Source organism: Rufibacter immobilis, from assembly GCF_003721565.1.
GTDB classification, from domain to species: domain Bacteria; phylum Bacteroidota; class Bacteroidia; order Cytophagales; family Hymenobacteraceae; genus Nibribacter; species Nibribacter immobilis.
The window spans coordinates 378057-400369 of the sequence record NZ_RJJE01000009.1; the positions used below are offsets into that span (position 1 = coordinate 378057).

Annotated in this window: 11 protein-coding genes; 4 read left to right on the top strand and 7 right to left on the bottom strand. The window is 53.1% G+C overall.

Going from position 1 to position 22313, the window contains the following annotated elements:
• Nucleotides 1-37 precede the first annotated feature (37 nt).
• The 7 genes from EFA69_RS08885 to EFA69_RS08915 form a co-directional block, all read right to left on the bottom strand.
• Nucleotides 38-724: a GDSL-type esterase/lipase family protein gene (locus EFA69_RS08885; protein WP_221175697.1), complete on the bottom strand. Its 687-nt coding sequence runs from the start codon at nucleotides 722-724 to the stop codon at nucleotides 38-40.
• A gap of 157 nt (nucleotides 725-881) precedes the next feature.
• Nucleotides 882-3332, bottom strand: coding sequence for a beta-galactosidase GalB (galB, locus tag EFA69_RS08890; RefSeq protein WP_245964527.1), 2451 nt, complete (start codon nucleotides 3330-3332; stop codon nucleotides 882-884).
• Nucleotides 3333-3499: 167 nt separating this feature from the next.
• Nucleotides 3500-4882: a hypothetical protein gene (locus EFA69_RS08895; RefSeq protein WP_123132749.1), complete on the bottom strand. Its 1383-nt coding sequence runs from the start codon at nucleotides 4880-4882 to the stop codon at nucleotides 3500-3502.
• A 96-nt stretch (nucleotides 4883-4978) separates the two neighbouring features.
• Nucleotides 4979-6568: a RagB/SusD family nutrient uptake outer membrane protein gene (locus EFA69_RS08900; RefSeq protein WP_123132750.1), complete on the bottom strand. Its 1590-nt coding sequence runs from the start codon at nucleotides 6566-6568 to the stop codon at nucleotides 4979-4981.
• A gap of 18 nt (nucleotides 6569-6586) precedes the next feature.
• Complete coding sequence (locus EFA69_RS08905; protein WP_123132751.1) at nucleotides 6587-9679, bottom strand: SusC/RagA family TonB-linked outer membrane protein; 3093 nt, start codon at nucleotides 9677-9679, stop codon at nucleotides 6587-6589.
• A 61-nt stretch (nucleotides 9680-9740) separates the two neighbouring features.
• Nucleotides 9741-12596 (bottom strand): TIM-barrel domain-containing protein, encoded by a 2856-nt coding sequence (locus EFA69_RS08910; RefSeq protein WP_123132752.1) that lies wholly within the window; start codon nucleotides 12594-12596, stop codon nucleotides 9741-9743.
• An 894-nt stretch (nucleotides 12597-13490) separates the two neighbouring features.
• Nucleotides 13491-17648: a hybrid sensor histidine kinase/response regulator transcription factor gene (locus tag EFA69_RS08915; RefSeq protein WP_123132753.1), complete on the bottom strand. Its 4158-nt coding sequence runs from the start codon at nucleotides 17646-17648 to the stop codon at nucleotides 13491-13493.
• A 461-nt stretch (nucleotides 17649-18109) separates the two neighbouring features.
• Between EFA69_RS08915 and lpxD the strand changes: the two genes are divergently transcribed.
• Genes lpxD through EFA69_RS08935 form a run of 4 tightly spaced genes read left to right on the top strand, consistent with a single transcriptional unit; the run spans nucleotide 18110 to nucleotide 21977 of the window.
• The gene (gene lpxD / locus EFA69_RS08920; RefSeq protein ID WP_123132754.1) at nucleotides 18110-19132 is read left to right on the top strand and encodes a UDP-3-O-(3-hydroxymyristoyl)glucosamine N-acyltransferase; all 1023 of its coding nucleotides are present in this window, start codon (nucleotides 18110-18112) and stop codon (nucleotides 19130-19132) included.
• A gap of 31 nt (nucleotides 19133-19163) precedes the next feature.
• Complete coding sequence (locus EFA69_RS08925) at nucleotides 19164-20558, top strand: bifunctional UDP-3-O-[3-hydroxymyristoyl] N-acetylglucosamine deacetylase/3-hydroxyacyl-ACP dehydratase (protein ID WP_123132755.1); 1395 nt, start codon at nucleotides 19164-19166, stop codon at nucleotides 20556-20558.
• Entirely contained in the window at nucleotides 20555-21346 is a 792-nt protein-coding gene (gene lpxA, locus EFA69_RS08930; RefSeq protein ID WP_123132756.1) for an acyl-ACP--UDP-N-acetylglucosamine O-acyltransferase, read from the top strand. Before EFA69_RS08925 ends, lpxA begins: the two co-directional genes overlap by 4 nt.
• Nucleotides 21336-21977 (top strand): ABC transporter ATP-binding protein, encoded by a 642-nt coding sequence (locus tag EFA69_RS08935; protein ID WP_123132757.1) that lies wholly within the window; start codon nucleotides 21336-21338, stop codon nucleotides 21975-21977. Before lpxA ends, EFA69_RS08935 begins: the two co-directional genes overlap by 11 nt.
• Nucleotides 21978-22313 lie beyond the last annotated feature (336 nt).

The following is a 22313-nucleotide window of genomic DNA, read 5'->3' on the forward strand; positions in this document are numbered from 1 at the left end:
AGCTGGCGTTTAGCGCCTGTTTTTGGAAAAAGAGCCCCTAAACGGCTTTACTTCTCTTGGCTTTCTTCTTCATCTTCTTGGGCAGCGCTTTCCGTACCTCGGCCGCCAGCAGCGCCGCCCCTTCTTCGTTGGGGTGAATGGCGTCATAGGTGAGGCTGGCTTTACCCAGGAAAGGCGTGTACAGGTCAATGGTCTGGGCCTTGGTCTGCCGCGCCACCTGCTGCACCGCCGGAATGATCTCGTTTTTCACGATGCTGCCCGTAATGCCCCACTTGTCTTCAAAGGCCGGGAGCGGCAGGCACACGTACACTTTGGGTTTGGACGGCAGGTTCTGGAAGGAGTTCACCAACTCCACGTAGTTGGGCACAAACTCGTCTTTGAATTTCCAGTTCTGGGGTTTGGAATCATTGGTGCCCAGCTTGATGATGACAATATCGGGCTGCCAGCCCAGAGCATCTTGGTATTGAGCCTCTTTCCAGTACGGGAAGTCGCCTTTCTTGAGCAGCGTGCGGCTGCCTACCCCGTAGTTGCGCACCTCAAAAGATTCGCCCAGCAACTGCTGCAAGGCCATGGGATACGTCTGTTTCAGCCGGGTTCCGGCCGTGATGCTGTTGCCCACGCAGGCTACCTTTATCTTGTTTTGGGCCTGGGCCTGCACCCCGATCAGGAGGCAAACCGCTACCGCAAAAGCCCGGAGGAAGGATGGGGTCATCTGGTTGTTCATGGTTTAAATGGTTTCTGGTTCAGGCGTAATTTCGGAAAAAGAGGCGCTAAACACAGTTCTATTTTTACTGCATCCGGAGATGGCCGAAGATTTTCTGCTGCCAGACCGTTTAGCGGCTCTTTTTCCGAAAACTGCCCCTAAACGCCGCCGCGCCCTTCTACTTCACCTGAACCATGACGGTGGCCGGTTGCAAGCCTTCAGACGTGGCGGTGAGTTTCACGGTGCCTGCTTTTTCCTGGGCCTGTAGAATGGCCAAGCAGAGCCCGTTGAAGGCCCTGCGGTGATTGGCTTTGAACGATTCCAGACTGGTCTGGTGCCCGTTGTCTACCCCCGCCAGGGTGGCGTTGCCGTCTATCTTAAAATGTACCAGGTTGTTGGCGCGGGGCACCAGATTGCCGTCTTGGTCCAGGATTTTCACCGTCACGAAGGACAGGTCCCGGCCATCGGCCGAAAGTTGGGTGCGGTCGGCTTCCAGCACTATTTTGGCGGCGACCCCGGCGGTTCTGATTTCCCTGGTGAGCACCTCTTTCCCGTTGGCCCTGGAAACCGCCCGCAGCGTTCCAGGCTGGAATGGCAGCCGCCACTGTACGTGCAGATCATCGCCCTGCTTTTTCTTTATGCCCAGTGATTTCCCGTTCAGGAACAGTTCCACCTCATCGGCGCGGTTGTAGTAGGCCCAGACATCCACGGTTTGGCCGGGTTGCCAGTTCCAGTGCGGGAAAAGGTGCAGCACGGGCTTGTCTGTCCACTCGCTTTGGTACATATAATAAGTGTCTTTGGGGAAGCCGGCCAAATCCACCACGCCAAAGTAGGAACTGCGGGCGGGCCAGCCGTACGGGGTGGGTTCACCCAGATAGTCAAAGCCGGTCCAGATGAACATGCCTGAGAGGTGTGGGTGCTTTTTCATGAGCTTCCAGGTTTCCTCGTGGGTGGAGCCCCAGGGCGTGCTCACGTTGTCATAGGCAGACACGGTGAGGTCTTCGTTCCCCTGGGTGAAGGGCAAATCCCAGCGGTACGGCCAGCGGCGGATGCTGTCTGAGGGCATGTCATAGTGCCCGCGGGTGGCCAGGGCCGAGGTAGTCTCCGTGGCGATGAATTTCTGGTTGGGGAAGCTCTGCGGAAACTTCTCAAAGTCCTGGTGGTGGTAATTGAAGCCCACCAAATCCAGCCCGCCGGATTGGTAAATGCTGTTGTGCGGATAGGGCTCGTTCAAGCCTGCCGTGATGGGCCGGGTGGCATCCAGTTTTTTCACAATGCCGGCCAACTCAGTGGCAATGGCCTTGCCCTCGGGCCCCCACTGCTCCGGTATCTCATTCCCGATGCTCCAGATGAACACGCTGGGGTGGTTGCGGTCGCGCTTGATGAAATCCTCCAGATCACGGCGGTGCCACTGGTCCCAGGCCAGGCTGTAGTCAAACTTGCTTTTCTCTTTCTTCCACATATCAAAGGCCTCGTCCATGACAATAAAGCCCATCTTATCGCAGAGGTCCAGCAGCTCTGGGGCGGGTGGGTTGTGCGAGGTCCGGATGGCGTTCACCCCCATGCCGCGCATGATCTCCAACTGCCGCTCCAGCGCCCGCACGTTAATGGCCGCGCCCAAGGCACCCAAGTCATGGTGGTTGCACACGCCCAGAATCTTCATGGGGGTTCCGTTCAGAGAAAAGCCTTTCTGCGCGTCAAAGTGAAAGGTCCGAATGCCCAACGGTGTCTCGTAGTTGTCTACCACGGTTCCAGCTTGCTCCACCCGGGTCACCACTTTGTAGAGATGCGGTTCTTGGGTTGACCAGAGTTTGGGATTGGCCACGGTGAGTTCCTGTTTCACCTCGGTGAGGGAATCAGACAAGCCCAGTTCCTCCGTGGCTACGTGGGCTACCTCCTTGCCGTGCTGGTCATAGATGCGCGTGTGCAGCGTGAACTCCCCTTTCTGCTGCCGGGCGTTCACCAGACTTGTGCTGATACGCACTTTCGCCGATTCTCTGGAGACCTGCGGCGTGGTCACGAAGGTACCGTACTGCGCCACGTGCACCGGATTGGTTTTCACGAGCCACACGTTACGGTAAATGCCCGAACCGGAGTACCAGCGCGAGTTGGGTTGCTGCGAATTGTCTACCCGCACGGCCAGCACGTTGGATTGCTGCCCATAGCGCAGGTGCGGCGTGAGGTCATACCGGAACGAGATATAGCCGTTGGGCCGCTTGCCCAGATAGTGGCCGTTGATCCAGACCTCTGAGTTGGTGTACACGCCGTCAAAGTCAATGAAGAACAGTTTGCTTTTGTCTGCCTCTTCCACCCTGAAGGTTTTGCGGTACCAACCAATACCGCCGGGCAAAGCGCCCCCGCCTACTCCGGCCGGGTGCTTCTGGTCAAACTGGCCTTCAATACTCCAGTCATGGGGCAGGTGAAGTTTGCGCCACTGGCGGTCATCAAAAGCTGGATCTTTGGCCTTGGCATTATCACCCAGGAGGAAGGTCCAGTTTCTGGTGAAGTCTATTCTTTGCCGCACCGGCGCCTCCTCTGCTGACTTGCAGGCAGTAAAACCGATGAACAGCAACAGGGCAAGCGCCCCCATGAGACGGGAAAGGGAGAAAGGAAGTGTTTTTTTTTGCATAGCGAAAGGAGACCTGTGACAGATCTGCGGGAGCAGGAAGGTTCAACCAAAGCAGAACCGTTGAATTATCTTTAGGAAAATATCCTTGCTTTCCGTTTAGGGGCTGTTTTTGGAAAAAGAGCCCCTAAACGGAAAGCAAGTTTTACGTTGATAGGAGGTGAAAACGCTTAATTACCCAACACATAATGGAAGGCCAGCCACTCGTCTTTGGTGGCATCATAACTGGTTCCAAACCAAATGCCTTTGGACTGGTAAGCCGTAGGAAACGCTTTCACCACCTTGATGGTGTTGGTAGAGGGGCTCATCCAGTGGCCCGCGTTCTGCAGCAGCGTATTGTTGCCGCTTAGCACAATCTCATTGGTGTCCTCATTAATGGTGAAGGTGCCCGTGGTGGTTTGCCCGTTCTGGAAGCGAGTGTAGTTGAGACCCCCAAATTGGTCAAACCTGATCCAGGAATTGGCCACGGCGGCATCCCAGGTGTTGTTCCAGCCCCAGTCGCGGGAGGCGGCGTGGCCGGTGGTCCAGCCTTTGCCTTTGGCAATCCAGTCTACGGGGTTACCGGCGGCATCCAGCTTCCACATACGTCCGGAGAAAGATCCGCCCGTGATCATGTTCAGCAGTTCGCCCGGCTGGAACGTGGGGTCGAAACCTTCGTCTGGGCCGGTTTCCACGGGTGCTTCCGGCACATAATTGTCGGCGTATTCTTTGGAGATGTAGTTCCAGACGTACAGGTAGTCACCTTCAGAGTTGGTTCTTCTCACGCCAATCTGCAGTGATTTCTCCGTGAGTGACAGCACCACCAGATTAGAGTTCCAGTTAGAGGCATTGGCAATAAAGCTGGGCGAGCGCAAAATGGTACCGCCCGTGGTGCTGATGGTGTGCCCAACCGCGTCAAACGCGTACGTTCCCTTTTCATCTTTGCCCTCAGATACTTTATGGGTGGAAAAGAAAGGTCCACCCTTCAGGCTGAAGGTCATGGTGCTGGCCATGTCGGCTTCGGGGATAATCCAGCTGTTATCTGCATAGCTAGGGGCCCAACCAAGTTTGGCGGTTCCATCCTGCATGTTCTCCCAGGTGGTGAGGGGCTCATAGTAATACAGCGGCCCATCAAACACCCCGTGTTTCCCGTAGTCCAGAATCCAGGTTTTCTCCTGCCCCACCCCGCCGGTTAAATACGTCCAGAGCGGATCATTCACGTAACTGAAGTTGTCTTCCGTCACCTGAATGGTAATGGGATCTGCTTCTACCACCCCGCCGCCGCTCACCGCCGAGAATTTGATCACATACTCCCCTTTGAAGGCAAAACGGACGGTGTCAACCGTTTTAGTGGAGCGGCCAGTGCCATAGTCCCACATGGAAATGGTGCCCGGGGTTTCATTGATGAGGATGACCGTGTTCCCCCCCGCGTCAAGGTTCTTGGGCTGCTCTACCCTGTACGTGAGCTCAGACTTGTTCAGCAACCGGCCCAGTTCCTGGTCATCGTCCTGACAGGAGGTGCCAAACAGCACGGGCACCAGCAGGAGGTAAAATAATAACTTTATACGTTTCATCTGTGTATGTTTTTAATGGTCAGACTAAAGCCGGGGCTCCTGTTCCTATAGGTTTGCCCGCCCAGGCTTCTTCTTTCATATTAAATCTGAAGCTGCTTACCAGCCCGCATTCTGTTTCAGCATCCCATTTGACAGCGTAACCTGGTTGTATGGGATCTGCTGCAAGCCCTTCGTCTGGAGGACCTTTTCAGCCGAAATGGTTTTGGTAGTGGGTACGCCCCCGTTTTCCAGGGTAGTGGTCTCTGCAATAGCGGCAGCGGCCACATTGAGACCCTGGCGCAGTAAATCAAAGTAGCGGTGGCCTTCACCGGCAAATTCCAGACGACGTTCATTCATGATATTCGCCTGCGACACAGACAAAGCCGTGAATTTGCTCTGGTAAGCCCGCCGGCGCACTTTGTCAAAATAAGCCTGGGCGTTGGGGCTTCCCAACTCAGCAGCCATCAACAATACATCTGCGTAGCGAATAGAGACGTAATCTTGGTATTGCCCTATCATGAAATTGACAGCACCCATGTTCACCGGCAGGCTGTTGCCCTGTTCATCTACCAGAGGGCTGTATTTCTTGATGTAGTACCCAGTGTATTCCCGTTGTTTGGGTTTGTTCTTAAAATCGATCTTTTCTCCGGCTATGGAAATGATAGACGCTACTTTGCGGGTGTCATTGTCACTGAACGCGTTCCAGAGCTTTGGATTGACCGTGGCCCCGCCCCAGCCGTTTCCATACGGATAGCTGAACTGCTCACGCATGCCGGTCATTACCATCCAATGGTTACCGTCTGTATTGCCGTCATAATTGCTGGTGTGGCTGTATTTGATAGCAAACACGGTTTCTTTGTTGTCTTCGCCGGCGTAATTGGAGAGGGAGGCAGCGGGCCACAGTTTGGCATAATCGTCCACCAAATCAAAACCACCGTTGGTGATCACGTCCTCCACATAAGCGAGTGCCTGCGTTTTATCTACCTCGCCCACCAGATCAGCTTTACCGTAGTACCCAGTGTAATACAGGAACACCCGCCCCAGTAAAGCCTCGGCCGCCCATTTGGTTACCCGGCCGTAAGTAGCAGTACTCTGTGCCGTGTAGGGTGTAGCCGCTAAGTTGCTTGCCGCAAACTTGAGATCCTGAGCAATGACTTTGTACACCTCATCTGGATTGGCCTGCGGTAAGTTCTCCGCAGAGGGCTCAGTGAGAAGCGGGATATTTCCCCATAGACGCACCATGTCAAAGTACAGGTAAGCACGCAGAAAACGGGCTTCAGCCTCATAGGTGTTGCGCAGATTTGCTTGGTTCCCCCACTCAATCTGATCCATTTTGCCAATGAGCACGTTGCACCGGTACACGGCAGCATAATAAGCCGTCCAGTTTGGGCCGAACAGATTACGGTCTGCGGGAGAACGGTTCATGTCAAACTCATCAATGGCCTGATGATTAAAACCATCGGCGTTCCCGGTGCCGCCAAAGCTGTTGTCAGACATAATTTCTGAGGCCACGGGCAAACTGATGCCATCTGCCCAGACCCGCTGTAGGCCGTCATAACACCCTACCAGAGCTTTGAAAGCATCATCTGGGGTGCGGTAAAAATTGGTTTCAGTTAACTGCGTAATAGGCTCCGTCTCCAGAAAATCCTGGCAGGCGTTTAATGAGAGCATTCCTAACGCCAGCGCTATTGTTTTTATGTTTTTCATGTTTTTCAAGGCTAAAGGTTAGAATCTCACGTTGGCCCCCAACATCATGGTTCTGGGGCGAGGGTAATACCCCACATCTACCCCTTGGGCAAAACCGTCTGTGTAGCCAATCTCTGGGTCCATGCCATCATAATTGGTGAAGGTGTAGAGGTTCAGAACAGAGGCGAAGATTCTGAATTGGCGGGCACGCGCGTTTTGTTTGAGCAACTGACCTAAGTTGTAGCCCACCGTCACGGTACTGATTCTCAGGAAATCGCCATCTTGGATGTAGAGATCAGAAAAATTGGTCCAGTTACGGGAATCCTGCGTTACCCGCGGAACAGTATTAGATGTACCGGGCCCGTGCCAGCGGTCCAGAATGGCAGCTGTGTAATTGGCCAACGGATTGGCTTGGTTGCGGTAAGACTGCACCAATTGGTTTCCGGCTACGCCTGTGGCTTGCAAAGAGAAATCGAAGCCTTTGTAATCAGCGGAGATATTGAACCCAAAGGTGAACTTGGGGTTAGGGTTCCCTATCATGGTTTTATCCTGCTCATTGATTTGCCCGTCACCATTCACGTCTACATAGCGCACATCACCGGGCTGCGCTGTAGGCTGGATCAACGTACCCTCATTGGAGGTGTAAGCATTCACTTCTGCCTCTGTCTGGAATATCCCGGCTGTTTTATAGCCCCAGAAATACCCAATGGGATAGCCGTTCTGTGCCCGGTAAAACTCTGGCGCATTGTCATAAAGCTGATTAATGGCCCCGTGGATAATTTTATCTGCCGTGGGTATTTCACCTACTTCATTTTTATTATAGGCTCCGTTTACACCAATGCGATAGTTAAGGGCGCCCAGGTTGCTGTTATAGGTCAAGGCAACTTCTACCCCTCTGTTTTGCACGTTCCCCCCATTGATATAAGGAGGTAATGCCCCGGCTGTTGCCAGAATAGGAGCTTCTATAAGCCAGTCTTTGCTCGTTTTGGTGTACCAGTCAAAGTTGAAGTCAAGCTTACCGTTGAGGAAACGGGCATCAAAGCCTATATTGGTTTGTTCTGAGGTCTCCCATTTCAGGTTAGGATTACCCAACCGACTAGTGTAAGCGCCGGGAGTAAGCACATCGCCGGAGGTGGGATTGGCTGGATCTGGCCCAAAAACATAATTGGTGTTGGTGAAGGTAACCGGCGCCAAATATTGGAAGAATCCGGCGTTGAGGTTCCCTACCTGCCCCCAACTGGCTCTCAGTTTGAAGAACGAAAGCCAATCCTGTGTACCGGAGAGGAACTGTTCATTGGTAAGCACCCACCCCACCGATACTGAAGGGAAATATCCCCACCGATCCAGGAAGCGGGAAGAACCGTCTGCCCTGAAAGTGGCGTTCAACAAATAGGTTTCTTTAAAATTGTAGCTAACCCTGCCAAAGTAGGATAATCGTTTGTCTTCGTCGGTTGGTCCTCCACCAAGGGTCATGTTGGGTACCCCTTCAGTATTGGTGGCGTTGGATAGCCAGGCATAGCGTAAATCACCTATGACCAAGTTACGATTAGAGCCGTTGATGCCGGAGCCCAGCATTTGGAAGGCTGATGAACCAGCCATTACCTCTAGGTTGTGGTTTTCGCCCACCGTAAATCCATAGCTTAGGAGATTGTCAAACATTAGTGTCCTGCCTTTGTTCATGGACTGGCTTACCCGGGTATAATCACTGAATGAATAGGCAGACAATGAATAGATGGGCAAATAGGAGCGGCTTTCATTGGCATAGTAATCAATGCCCAGACTGGTCCTGAACCGCAGGTTTTTAATAGGCTCCAGCACCAGGTACACATCACCAATGAGACGCTGATTGTTGCGTCTGTTCTGGTTCCCGTACACCATGAGGGCGTAGGGGTTGGCCTCACCCGAGTTCCAGGTAGATTCGCTGTTGTCAAAGAATTTACCTTCCTCATCATACATGGGTACAAAAGGACTGGTGTTGAAGGCTGCACGCAGTGTATTGTTGTATTGGTTTCCCACCCCAATCCCGTTGTTGTTCACATACGCGAAGTTCAGGTGCTGCCCCAACTTCAAGACATCTTTCAGCAGCGTATGCTCTGTGTTGATGCGGAAATTGTAGCGCTCATAGTTAGATAACTTTCTTCCGCCTACAATCCCTTCCTGGCCGGTATAAGCCAAAGACGTGGAAAAGATAGAACTTTGGGACCCACCGGAAACCCCCAAAGAATAATTCTGGGTAACGGCGTCTTTGACAAACATCTCATCTATCCAGTTAGTGTTTACCGGCAGGGTGGCAATCTCCTCATTGGTAAACCATGGCAGGTTACCTGAATTGATAGCGGCCTCATTCATGATAGAAGCATATTCTTTGGCATCCAGTACCCGGGCTTTTCTAGCCAGATTCTGTATTCCGTAATAGGTGTCAAAGGTAGTTTGGGTAGGCTGGTTAGACCTTCCCTGTTTGGTGGTTACCAGCACCACCCCATTCGCCGCCTGGGAACCATAGATAGCCGCTGAGGCTGCATCCTTCAGCACGTCAATAGATTCAATATCGGCGGGGTTCAAGTAGCTGATATCACCGGTAATCACACCGTCTACCACGTACAGCGGAGAGGTGCCATGGATTGTACCTACTCCTCTGATTAGTACCCGCATGCCTTCTCCCGGCTGCCCGGAAGAGGAGGCAATCTGCACCCCAGGCGTCTGTCCCTGTAGGGCCTGCAAGGCATTGATGGTATTCTGCTTCTGGAGGTCCTCGCCCTTCACCTGAGTGGTGGCTCCGGTGACCAGTTTTTTCTCCTGCACGCCGTAACCAATCACCACCACTTCCTCTAAGGCTTTGGTGTCTGCCCTCAAGGCCACGTTCAGCTGGGTTCTGCCGTTCACGGCCACTTCCTGGGTGAGATAGCCTATGTAGGTCACCACCAGTGTCTCATTCCCTGTGGGCAAATTCAGCTGGAAATTACCTTCAGCGTCTGTGGCGGTGGCCAGGGTGGCATTTCCCTTCACACTGATGGTGGCACCGGGCACCCCGCTCCCGTCTTCCTGGGAGGTAATCCGCCCCCGCACGGTTTGCTGGGCATAGGCTACTCCGCACAAACAGAGCAACCAGGCAATCAGTAGAAATTTTCTCATAGGATATTGTTCATCACGTTTGAATAAAGTAGGAATCAGGTCTATCTATAGAAGAATAGGGCTATTTCAATTTCACGGCTTTAGCGCTGCCCGTATAGGCAATGGTGGCATCTGGCTGGGCATCAAACTGTAGTTTCTTGGCTTTGCCGGGCTGCACGTACACCACCTGAAAAGTGCGGTTCCTGAGCATGCCGTTGAACTCGCCCTGGCGTTTGCCCAGGGTTAGGGTTTTAGAGGCCTCCTGATAGGTGATAGGAATGGTGGCGAACTTGCCTTTCTCGTAGTTGTAGTTAGTGTTCTCGTCTTCGTAGAGTTCAAAGGAGGCATCTTTGCCGCCGTACACGTAGAGGGTGATGGTTTCGGCGGGCTTCTCTGCCGTGTATTGCAGTTCGGGGCCAAACGGCAGAATGGAACCTTCTTTCACGAAGAGCGGCAGGCGCTCATAAGGGGCATCGGCGGTAATCTGTTTGCCGCCTTTCTGGTAAGAACCGTCATAGAGGTTGTACCAGCCGGTGTTGGCGGGCAGATAAAGATTTCGTTTGGTGGCTCCCTTCACATACACCGGATTCACGAGCAGGCTGGGCCCGAACATAAACTGATCCCCTATGTTGTGCACGTTCTTGTCTGCACCAAAATCCATGACCAGCGGCCGCATGATGGTTCCGTGCTGGTGGTACACTTGCCCTGTGAGGGAGTAGATGTACGGCATTAGTCTATAGCGCAGCTTGTTGTAATAGACAATGGACTGATATGCCTTATGGTCTTCGGGCGCAATATTGAACACCTCCCGGAACGGATATTGGCCGTGCGAGCGGTACAGGGGCGTGAAGGTGCCGTACTGGTACCAGCGGGTGTTCAGCTCACGCCACTCTTCCTGGGCTGCCGGCGTCATGGGACCACGGTCATACTTGTTCTCCACGAAAAAACCGCCAATGTCGGTGGTCCAGTAAGGCAGGCCGGAGAGGGAGAAGTTGAGCCCGGCCGGAATCTGGCGGCCCATTTCCTCAAAGGTGGCGGCAATGTCTCCGCTCCAGGTGGCGGCTCCGTAGCGCTGCAAGCCCCCGAAGGCGGAACGGGTCAGGATGAACACCCGGTCATTGGGGTTGGTGCTGCGCTGGCCCTCATAGATCCCTTTGTTGTGCTGCAGCACGTACGCGTTGAAATACTTATCGGCGGAGCCGAGGTAAGTGGGGTTCATGAGCGCCTTGCGGTGCGCAATAGAGGTATTGGAGAGAATATCGGGTTCAGAGGCATCCTGCCACCAGGCGTCAATGCCCATTTTGTACAGTTTCTCATTGATGAGGTTCCAGAACATGCGGCGCCCCTCTGGGTTGAAGGCGTCATAGAACGTAGACACGTAGCCTTTGCCAATCCAGTCTCTGATTTGTTCATTGATGCTGGTTTTGTAGAGCAGGCCTTTCTGGTCGAACTGTTTGTAAGCCTCAATGCCTTCGTAGAATTTGGGCCAGGTGGAGATCATGATCTGCGCCTTGTTGGCGTGCACCTCGTCTATCATGGCCTGCGCGTTGGGGAACCGGGTTTTGTCAAATTCCTGGCTGCCCCATTTGTCCTCTTCCCAGTAAGACCAGTCCAGCACGATGTTGTCCAGCGGAATCTGGCGTTTCCGGAATTCCTTCACCACGCCCAGCAGCTCCTCCTGCGTTTTGTAGCGCTCGCGGCTTTGCCAGAACCCCATGGCCCACTTGGGCATGACCTGCGCGGCGCCCGTCAGCTGCCGATAGCCGCCAATGACGCCGTCTAAGTTCTTGCCGTAGACAAAGTAGTAGTCCATTCTGTCACCGGCCTCTGAGGCAAAGGCGATTTTGTTTAGATCTTGTGCGGGTTGCGGGGTTAAGTACCGCAGGGCCAGATAAGAAACGCCGCCGTCTGGGTTCCACTCTATCTTGAACGCGTGCTTCTGCCCTTTCTGGAGCGGCGCTTTGAAAACCGACATGCCCGGGTTCCAGGCTTCGCGCCAACGGTCCAGCAGCAGCTTGTTGTCTATCCATACTTTCACGTAGCCGCTGGAAGGCATCTCAAAGCGGTGGTCGCCGGTGGCGTCGCTCTCAATGAAGCCTTCCCAGGTCATGAGTCCTCCTTCCAGCTTGTAACCCTGCGGAAATCTCTTCTGATCTTGCAGAAACTCGTAGTTGATCTCGGTCTCCTGCCGCACAATAGGTTTCTGGCCAGACGTTGCATCAAAAGCATAGGTGGCGGTGAGGCCGCCGGGCTTCTGGTCTTTGCCGTAGAGTTTCAGTTTGGACAGCGGCTGGTACGGGCGCACATCGCCAAACTTGGTAATAGAGTTATTGTCCCACAGAATGCCGTAGTTTTTGCTGGACACCAGAAACGGCACCACCGCCACTGAATTGTACTGGGTGAGGTCTACCTGCCACCCCCGGTAGTTCATGAGGCCCGCCTGGTGCTGTCCCAGCCCATAGAAGGCTTCATTGGGCTCCACATTAAACGCTTTCTGCAAGCGGTAACTCTGCTCCTTGCCCAGGTTCACGGGAGCAAATGCCTCCCGGCCCTGGTTGTTTTCCTGTAACAGCACGTTGCCGTTTCTGTCATAGAAAGTGACGGCTCCATTGTCTGCCGCCACTTCCACGCGCAGGTCCTTGGTGTTCAGGACCAGGGTTTTGCCTTTCTCCTGGAATTGCCAGTCAGTTTTTCCGTTTTTGTTTTCCAGCACCATGAGACTGGGCTCCTGCGAGAACTGCTCTACCGGCGTAGCTTTCACCTGAATGATGTTGTCGGCCAACACCCGAAGCTGCACCATCTGCGGGTCTCCGCTGGCGGCTTTCTCCAGTTTCACCAATACCCCATCGTCCAGTTTCTGGTAATTCTTTACCGCCGGTTCCTTAAAGGAGAAAAGCGTGGCCACAAGGGCTAAACAAAGCGTGTTTCTAATCTTCATTAGACTGTCTGGTAAGTGTACGTTTCTGCCTTCCCTGACCAGACGCCATGCCACTAGGAGCCGTGCCTCCACCGTCAGAAAAGAACAGGATGAAGGTAACCAGCCCCCAAAAAGAAGCTATGCATCAAATGTTTCCTATGTATGCTGCATTGGTTAACAATTGAAAAAAAACGCATTTACAGACTCCTAACACAGGTTTATTTTCACAAAATGTTAATTACACCCAACAGTAAATCTGTTTAGAGCCTGTTTTTGGAAAAAGAGCCCCTAAACGGAAATCCTGAATCCTGAGTCTAAAATTTAGCATGGGCGAAGAGGCCAGGGACGGGAAAAGGCGCAGACCCTCGCAGGTCCTCCAGACGCTACGAGGTCTTTTGAGTAGACGGTAACGCGGTAACAGGCGAATTGTACCCACCCCAACCCCTCCGAGGAGGGGAGTATCTGCACGAGTAAGAAAGTCGCTTATTATCTTTGTTCAAACAGAAAGTCTTTGGCCGCCTCTACGCCCAAATAAGCAGAAATGCTGTATTACTTCCGCTATGCAACAAATTCCCCTCCCTGGAGGGGTAGGGGTGGGTTTACATCTGCTGAGCTACAGCCAGAATCTGCAACTGCTCCCATCATCCGCACCTATTCCAGTCTTTCCTTCGAGCGCCTCGCTTGTGGCCACAGAATAGCAGAAACTAAGAATGAACTGCATTACTTGGCCGCAAGGGCAGTGCGAGAGGGGAAGACGGGGCCCCGCGGCCGTGAGCGCTTACCGGAAAAGATGAAACAACATAGCTCTTAAAGCCATAGACAAACGCCACCGCCAAGGCATCAGCAAAAGAAATCTGTTTTGGGTTAATTTTCAGAAAAAGAGCCGCTAAACGGAAATTCTCTACCGCCCTCGGTTCAGACGGTGGGCTGTGATTGCCGGCTTTCGGCGTAGACGGAAGGCAGCACGCCGTACTGCTCCCTGAAGTACTTGGAGAAATACCTGGGATTGTTGAAGCCCACGGCATAGGCCACCTCGGCCACGGTTAACTGGCTTTTCACCAGCAGCTGCGCCGCACGCTCCAGACGGATTTTCCGGATGAACTCCACCGGCGACTGCCCCGTGAGCGCCACAATCTTCTTGTACAGGTACACGCGGCTCATGCCCAGTTCCTTGCTCATCATCTCCACCGAGAACTCAGGGCAGTCCATGTTCTCCTCTACCAACTTGATGGCGTTCTGGATGAGCTTGTCATCCAGGGAGACAATGTCAACGGCGCTGGTCTGCACACTGATTTTCTTCCCGTACGCCTTCTGCAACAACTGGCACTGCGCAATGAGGTTGGTCATGCGGGAAAGGAGCAGCTCAAAGTTGAACGGCTTGGTAATATAGTCGTTGGCGCCAATGCCCAGGCCCTTCAGTTTCTGTTCCTCGGCGGTTTGGGCGGTGAGCAGCACAAACGGGATATGGGAGGTACGGGCATCGGCTTTAATTTTCTTGCAGAACTCTATGCCGTTCAGCTCGGGCATCATGAGGTCGCTCACAATGAGGTCTGGCATACAGGAAAGGGTCTTCTGCCAACCTTCCTTCCCGTTCTTGGCCTCTACCACCGTAAAGTGGGCACTCAGGCTCTCGCGCAGATAAGTCCTGAAATCTTCGCTGTCCTCCACCAGCAGCACGGTTAATGCATGGTCTGCTTCCGTCAAAACAGGCTTTCCCGCCACCTTGGGCACGGGCACCAGGGTCTCAGAAAGTTCAGAGGTTTCGGGCACATCCTGTCCGGTGCCGGCCACTTTGATGGGCAGCGTAACGGTGAAGCAGCTGCCCTGGCCCAGTTCGCTCTGCACCTGAATCATGCCGCCGTGGATCTTCACGAACTCTCTGGTAATAGACAACCCAATGCCGCTGCCCTGGTTCACCAGATTGTCGGGCACGTCTTCCCGGAAGAAACGGTCAAAGATTTTTTCCTGATTCTCTCTGGAGATCCCAATGCCCGTATCAGAAACCCTAATCTCCAGCAGGTGCAGCCCCGCCGAGGCGGAGTCGTTCTCGTGGCAGCGCACTTCCACTTTAATGTAGCCGTTCTCCGGAGTGAACTTGAAAGCGTTGGAGAGCAAGTTGAACAGGATCTTGCCCAGCTTGTCCATGTCAAAGGAAGCGTGCAGCTCCCGCACACTGGTCTCAAAGGACAGTTTCACGTGGTTTTTCTCCGATAAATCTGAGAACGAGTACACCGATTCTTTGATGAACTTGATGATGTTGCCCACCGAAGGCGCAAAGGCCACCTCCTCCACCTCCAGCTTGCGGAAGTCCAGCAGTTGGTTTACCAGATGCAGCAGGCGTTTGGCGTTGCGGTTGATCATCTGGAACTGCTTTGTCTGGTCTTCGTCCTGACTGGTAGCCAATAATTTTTCCAACGGGGCCAGAATAAGAGTGAGCGGCGTCCGGAACTCATGGCTGATGTTGGTGAAGAACTTGATTTTCATGAGGTGCAGTTCGCGCATGTGCCTCACCTCACGGCGCTCCCGCTCCAGCGCAAATTTGGCGTTGGCTTTCTGTTTCTCCACGCGCCGAACCAGTAACAGCACACCCAGCACCAGTAGAAAGTACGTCACATACGCCCCGTTGCTGCGCCAGAACGGCACCTCCACTTCAATGTTCAACTGAATTCCTTTCTGGTTCCAGACCCCGTCATTGTTGGCGGCCTTAACCTTGAGCTGGTATTGGCCGGGGTCCAGGTTGGTGTAGGTGATGCGGCGGTTGTTCCCGTCTGTGGTGTGCCACTCCTTGTCAAAGCCTTCCAGCATGTACTGGTACTGGTTTTTCTCTGAATGGAAGAAATTGAGGGCGGCAAACTCCACCGTGAACATGTTCTGGTCATGCTGGAGGGTAATCTGCTTAGTGGCCGAAAGGGCCTGGGGCAAAATAATACTGCCGTCTACCGCCTCCCCCACCCCAAGGCTCTTGCTGAACAGCTGGAAATCTGTGAACACCATGGCCGGAGCCACCGAATTGGACCGCAACTGGTCCGGCTGAAAAATATTGAAGCCGTTGGGCCCTCCAAACACTACCTCGCCCCGGCGGGTGAGGTACGCCGCGTTCTCATTGAAGGCTTTGCCCTGCAAGCCGTCAGATTCATCGTAACTGTGGGCTTGCAGGTACATGCTGCCGGGGTGCTGCCCTTTCACTTCCAGTTTGGAAATCCCGTTGGGCGTGCTCACCCACAGGTTCTGCTGCTGGTCCTCCAGCAGGTTGAGGATGATGTTGTCGGGTAGGCCTTGTTCTTTGGTGAACAGCCGGAACGTGTTGGTCTGAGGGTTGAACAGGTTCAGTCCTTCGTTGGTGCCTATCCACATATTGCCGCGGCTGTCCTGCAAAATGGCCAACACACTGTTGCTGCTGAGGCTGCGGGAGTTCTGGGGGGCGTTCTGGTAACGGGTCACGTTTCTGGTGTTGGCATCCAGCACCTCCACCCCAATGTCGCCGCCCACCCAGAGGTTTCCCTTGGAGTCTTGGGCAATGGCCGCCACGTATTGCGTCTCCAGGCCTTTCTGCCGGTTGGTACGGTTAAAAGTATGGAACTTGCCGGTTTTGGGGTCCAGCAACTGCAACCCGCCGCGCATGGTGCCCACCCAAAGCCGGTTCTGCTTGTCCTGGAACAGTTCCCACACATTTTCATGGCTCAGGCTGAAAGGATCTTTCGGCTCCGGCAGATAACGGGTGAATTTCTGGCCATCGTACTTGTTCAGGCCGCCCAGGTAGGTGCCAATCCAAAGATTTTGCTCGTGGTCTAAGAGCAGGCTCACAATTACGTTGCTGCTGAGGCTCTTGGGATCTTTAGGATTGTGCTGAAAACGGGTGTACTGGCCGGTAGTCCTGTTCCAGTACAGCAAGCCGCCGCCGTTGGTGCCCAGCCAGAGGTTTCCCTGCGCATCTTCCACAAACCGGTTGATGTCATCATAGGGCAAACTGCCATTTACCGTGAGTTGGTGCTGGTGGTGCTGGAACCTGAGCAGGTTCTGGTGGTAGTAATTGACGCCTTTTTTATACGAACCTAGCCAAATAATGCCTTCACGGTCTTTGTAGATGGAGATAAGGCTGTTGTGCGAGAGGCTGTTCTTCACCTCAGGACAATTGGTGATATATCGCACCGAAAAGTCTTTCTTATTGATGAGGTTTAGGCCGCCGTGGTCAGTGGCCAGCCACAGGGTACCGTCTTCATTTTCCACTATGCCCCGCACCAGATTAGAGTTCAGTCTGTTTAGGGGCGCATTTTCGTAAAACTGCCTCAAAACGCGCTGTTGGGGTTTGTACAGAAAAGCCCCAATGCTCTCATAGGAAGCGTAAAGCCACAGCTCGTCGTCACGGTCTATGGTCATCCCGTACCCCGATGGCTTGTAATTGAATTGCTTCGCTACCCTTGTCTCCCGCGCTTCCACTTTCAGGGTCTTTGCGTTTAGCTGCTCCAGTACCCCGTTGGCATGCAAGACCCAAATGGTGCCCTGCCGGGTGAAAGCCAAGGCATTCACGTGATTGGAAGCAATAGCCGCAGTGTCTGCCGCCGCCCATTTCAACCGGGTGACTGCTTTAGTCTTAGGAGTATAGCGGCTAATACCTTGGCCATTCTGCAGGAACCAGTAGTTTCCGGCTTTGTCGGTAATGATCTCACTGACTGGGGCCTGGGGCAGCCTGAACTTCTGCAGCAGCGGGGCATAGTTTCGGTCAAAGCGATCTTCCTGCGGGTAATAGACCGTGAGCCCTTTCTGGGAAACGATCCAGATGTTGCCTTCAGGGTCTTCAAAGAGTTTGGTGATGTTGTTGTCGAGGAGCGAGGCCGAGGAGCGGGAGTTGTGCCGGAAAGTTTTGACGCTGTACCCGTCAAAACGGTTGAGGCCCGAGGCAGTGCCAATCCAGATATAGCCCTGACGGTCTTTCAGGAAAGCAGTGACCTGGTTATGGGACAGGCCTTTGTTCACGTCCAGGTGCAGGAACCGGTGCTGCTCCGGCAGGTTTGCCCATGCTGCGGCAAAGACCGCATGCAAGAGCATCAGGGTAAAAGTAAAAACAAGACGCATGACTATTCCTTTACTTTAGACCTTCTGCAAACCCAGCCCATTCTTTACTCTCGGCGCAAGATTTCCGGAAGGCAAAGGAACTCCGCCTCCCGGAAAATCTTTAAGTCACAAACAACTCAATTTCTACGCAAGATAACATTTTTACCAAATTATTAGAACATTTTATAAGATATCGCAACCACAGGCCTTCATAAATTATTTTCATTGATATTTTTTCAACACTCATTTCTCCCGGCTTGACAACCTTGATTTCTAGTAAGGGAATTTCTCATTCTATTTTTTCATGGCTTTTCTGCCAAAGCAAGCGCTTTGCGTTTAGGGGCTGTTTTTGGAAAAACAGCCCCTAAACGCAAAATTTTCACCCCATGCCTTGCGGGAACATCTCTTGGCCCCAAGCCACAGTCGCCTATGTTCCCGCCCCAAATGACATCGTTTAAAAATTGTTTCTGTAACTTTGCCCTATGGAATTTACGGTACAACAGATTGCTGATTTGCTCCAGGGCCAAGTGCAGGGAGACGGAAATGCCAAGGTGCATACCTTAGCTAAAATTGAGGAAGGAACCCCCGGTGCGCTGTCTTTCCTGTCTAACGCCAAATATGAACCCTACCTCTACACCACAGGGGCAACGGCGGTCATTGTGTCCAAAACCCTAGAGATAAAACAACCTGTTGCGGCTAACCTCATTCTGGTAGATGATCCGTATTCTTCCTTCTCCACATTATTAGAAGTGTACCAACAAGCGGTAGCCGCCGCCAGAGAAGGCGTGGAAGAACCCTGCTACATGGGCCAGAACTCCACCATTGGCGAGCGCCATTACCGCGGGGCTTTCTCTTATATTGGCAAGAACTGCAAGATTGGCAACGGGGTACACCTTTACCCTCACGCTTATATAGGAGACAACGTCACCATTGGGGACAACACCATCATCTACGCCGGGGCCAAGATCTATCCAGACACGGTGATTGGCAAATCTTGTACCATTCATGCAGGCGCCGTCATTGGCAGCGACGGCTTTGGCTTCGCGCCGCAGAAAGACGGGTCGTACAAAGCCATCCCGCAGATTGGGAACGTGGTACTGGAAGACCATGTGAGCATTGGCGCCAACACCACCGTGGACTGCGCCACCATGGGTTCCACCATCATCCGGACGGGCACCAAGATCGACAACCTGGTGCAGGTGGCACACAACGTGGAAATCGGACGGCACACTGTGGTGGCAGCCCAGACAGCTTTCGCCGGTTCGTCTAAAGTGGGGAATTATTGCACTATTGCCGGGCAAGTAGGCGTGGTGGGACACATCAGCATTGCCGATAGGACCATTGTTGGCGCTAAATCAGGCATTTCCAAAAACATCAAAGAAGAAGGGACTTTCGTGCAGGGAGCGCCCGCTTTCGACTATAAACAGAATCTAAGGGCCATGGCCGTTTTCCGGAAACTGCCCGAGTTACAGAAACAGATAGAGGAACTCAGAGAAAAGCTTTAACTTTAGCCCCGCTTTACCTATTTAGTGCTTCATGAACGATAAACAGCATACCATAAAGGCGCCGGTAACGGTCTCTGGGATTGGATTGCATACGGGGGTGGTGTCAAACATGACGTTTATGCCCGCTCCTATCAACCACGGGTATAAATTTCAGCGCATTGATTTACCTGACCAACCAATTGTAGACGCCGATGTAGACAACGTGGTAGACCTTTCCCGCGGTACTACCATTGAGCAGAACGGTGCCCGCGTGAACACCGTGGAGCACGTGCTGGCCGCACTGGTAGGTCTGGAAATAGATAACGTCCTTATCCAGATAGATGGCCCAGAGCCGCCCATTATGGACGGTTCTTCCATCCTCTTCGTGAAACCTTTGCTGGAGGTAGGCCTGCAAGAGCAGAACGCCCTACGCAATTTCTTTGAAGTACCGGAGGAAATCATGTTCCGGGACGGTTCCCGCGAGACCGAGATCGCCATCCTTCCGCTAGATGATTACCGCGTGACCGTGATGGTAGACTACCACTCACCGGTTCTGGGGAGCCAGCACGCTTCCTTGACAGATCTTAGCCAGTTTAAAGACGAGATTGCCTCTTGCCGCACCTTCTGCTTTTTGCATGAGCTGGAAATGCTTTACAAGCAGAACCTGATCAAAGGCGGTGACCTGAGCAACGCCATTGTGGTGGTGGACCGCGTGGTAGAGGAAAACGAGCTGGATTATCTTTCTGACCTTCTCAAAAAGCCGAAGGTGGAAGTGAAGAAGGAAGGAATTCTGAATAACGTAGACCTACGGTACAAAAACGAGCCTGCCCGCCATAAACTTCTTGACCTCATCGGCGATTTAGCCTTAGTGGGCCGCCCACTCAAAGGACAGATTCTGGCCGCCAGACCCGGACACGCCTCCAACGTAGCTTTCGCCAAGAAAATCAAGAAGTACATCAAGGAAACTTCCGTGCGGAACGTGCCCGTGTATGACCCTAAGAAAACGCCCGTGATGGACGTAAACCGGATCATGCAGACCCTGCCGCACCGCTATCCGTTTGTATTGATTGACAAAATCATTCACTTGGACGAGACCACCGTTACCGGGGTGAAAAACGTAACCATGAATGAGTCCTTCTTCCAGGGGCACTTCCCGGGCAACCCAGTGATGCCGGGCGTGATCCAGATTGAGGCCATGGCGCAGACTGGCGGGATTTTTGTATTGAGCACCGTGCCAGACCCAGAAAATTACTGGACCTACTTTATGGGTATTGACAAATGCCGCTTCAGACGTAAAGTTGTACCGGGAGACACCATAGTTTTCAAATGCGAACTGTTGGCACCTATTAAACGGGGCATTGCCAGAATGCAAGGCCAAGCCTATGTGGGCGGACAATTGGTGATGGAGGCCGAGATGTTAGCAAGTATCGTAAGAAAAGACGCATGAACCAGCCTTTAGCCTACATTCACCCAGAAGCTAAAATCGCTACCAATGTAGTAGTGGAGCCTTTCACCACCATCTCTAAGAACGTGGAAATTGGCGAAGGCACCTGGATTGGCCCCAACGTGACCATCATGGAAGGCGCCCGTATTGGCAAGAACTGCCAGATCTTCCCGGGTGCGGTGATTTCGGCCCCGCCGCAGGACCTTAAGTACAAAGGAGAGCCCTCTACCGTTACCATTGGGGATAACACCATCATCAGAGAATGCGTGACCTTGAACCGTGGTACAGCCCTAGATAAAAACACCACCGCCATTGGTTCTAACTGCCTCATTATGGCATATGTGCACGTGGCACATGACTGTATCATTGGCAACAACGTGATTGTGGCCAACGGAGTGCAGTTGGCCGGCCATATTGTGGTGCATGACCATGTGTTCATTGGCGGAACTTCTGCCGTGCACCAGTTTGTGAGCATTGGTGCCCATGCCATGGTGTCTGGTGGTTCTTTGGTGCGCAAAGACGTGCCGCCTTTCATTAAGGCTGCGCGCGAGCCGCTTTCCTACGCCGGCGTGAATTCCATTGGCCTGCGCCGAAGAGGGTTCACCAATGAGCAGATCAATGATATTCAGCAAATCTACCGTATCCTGTTCATGAGTGGCTTGAACACGGCCTCAGCGGTGGAGAAGATTGAGATAGACCTTTCGCCTAGCCCAGAGCGCGATGAAATCGTGAACTTTGTGCGTAACTCAGGTAGAGGCATCATCAAAGGGTACCAGAAAGATGCAGATTAAGCTTTCCTCTTTAGGCAAGCGTTTCAATTACGAGTGGATTTTCCGGAATCTGTCCTATGAGTTTGTCTCAGGCAAGGCCTACGCCGTGCTGGGGCACAATGGGTCCGGGAAATCCACTTTGCTTTCTTTGATCAGCGGGTACCAGCTTCCGTCTGAGGGAACGGTCTCCTACTTTATGGGAAACTCAGAAGTACCCGTAGACCAACTCTACCGCCATCTAGCGCTGGCCGCTCCTTACCAGGATCTGCTGGAGGAACTTACCCTGGAGGAGATGGTCTTATTCCACACCCGCTTCAAACCCTTGCGCGGGATTACCCCGCAACAACTCCCAGATTTGCTCCAACTGCAGCCCGCGCGCCACAAACTTGTGCGGGATTTCTCCTCGGGCATGCGGCAACGCCTGAAGCTGGGGCTGGCCCTTTACTCAGACACACCGCTCCTGCTCCTGGATGAGCCCACCACCAACCTGGACCAAGCCGGCGTAAACTGGTACCTGGAGCACCTGGACCGTAACCGTCAAGGGCGTTTGGTCTTGATTGGCTCCAATGTGCCGCATGAGTACAGCTTCTGCGACGAGCAACTCCCCATCCATCAGTTTCACTACAAAGCCCCGGAGCGGAAGAGAAGTTAACCACAGCCTGGCTTGTCTTCTCTTGTTCGTTCTCCAGCAGGTCTCTGAGCGTTTAGGGGCTGTTTTTCCAAAATCAGGCTCTAAACGCCTTCTCGCCACTTTACACATTTTACCCTGCAGCGGTCTGCCATGTAGGCTGAAGAAGCTTTTCCTGCTTCTCCTCTGACTCCTGCATTTGCATTTAGGGGCTGTTTTTGGAAAAACACCTCCGAAACGTATCCTCGCATGAACTTTCAAAAGGTAAAAGTAGGGGCAATCCTTGTGGTTGCCCTTTTTACCGATACCACCGTGCAGGGCAACCACAAGGATTGCCCCTACTCAGCGAAGATGAAAAAA

What these genes read in the sequence shown, in the direction of transcription:
- EFA69_RS08885 (WP_221175697.1), bottom strand. Translation starts at nt 724, where the DNA reads ATGAACAACCAGATGACCCCATCCTTCCTCCGGGCTTTTGCGGTAGCG.
- EFA69_RS08895 (WP_123132749.1), bottom strand. Translation starts at nt 4,882, where the DNA reads ATGAAACGTATAAAGTTATTATTTTACCTCCTGCTGGTGCCCGTGCTG.
- EFA69_RS08925 (WP_123132755.1), top strand. Translation starts at nt 19,164, where the DNA reads ATGAACGATAAACAGCATACCATAAAGGCGCCGGTAACGGTCTCTGGG.
- EFA69_RS08910 (WP_123132752.1), bottom strand. Translation starts at nt 12,596, where the DNA reads ATGAAGATTAGAAACACGCTTTGTTTAGCCCTTGTGGCCACGCTTTTC.
- galB (WP_245964527.1), bottom strand. Translation starts at nt 3,332, where the DNA reads ATGCAAAAAAAAACACTTCCTTTCTCCCTTTCCCGTCTCATGGGGGCG.
- EFA69_RS08905 (WP_123132751.1), bottom strand. Translation starts at nt 9,679, where the DNA reads ATGAGAAAATTTCTACTGATTGCCTGGTTGCTCTGTTTGTGCGGAGTA.
- EFA69_RS08935 (WP_123132757.1), top strand. Translation starts at nt 21,336, where the DNA reads ATGCAGATTAAGCTTTCCTCTTTAGGCAAGCGTTTCAATTACGAGTGG.
- EFA69_RS08915 (WP_123132753.1), bottom strand. Translation starts at nt 17,648, where the DNA reads ATGCGTCTTGTTTTTACTTTTACCCTGATGCTCTTGCATGCGGTCTTT.
- lpxA (WP_123132756.1), top strand. Translation starts at nt 20,555, where the DNA reads ATGAACCAGCCTTTAGCCTACATTCACCCAGAAGCTAAAATCGCTACC.
- lpxD (WP_123132754.1), top strand. Translation starts at nt 18,110, where the DNA reads ATGGAATTTACGGTACAACAGATTGCTGATTTGCTCCAGGGCCAAGTG.
- EFA69_RS08900 (WP_123132750.1), bottom strand. Translation starts at nt 6,568, where the DNA reads ATGAAAAACATAAAAACAATAGCGCTGGCGTTAGGAATGCTCTCATTA.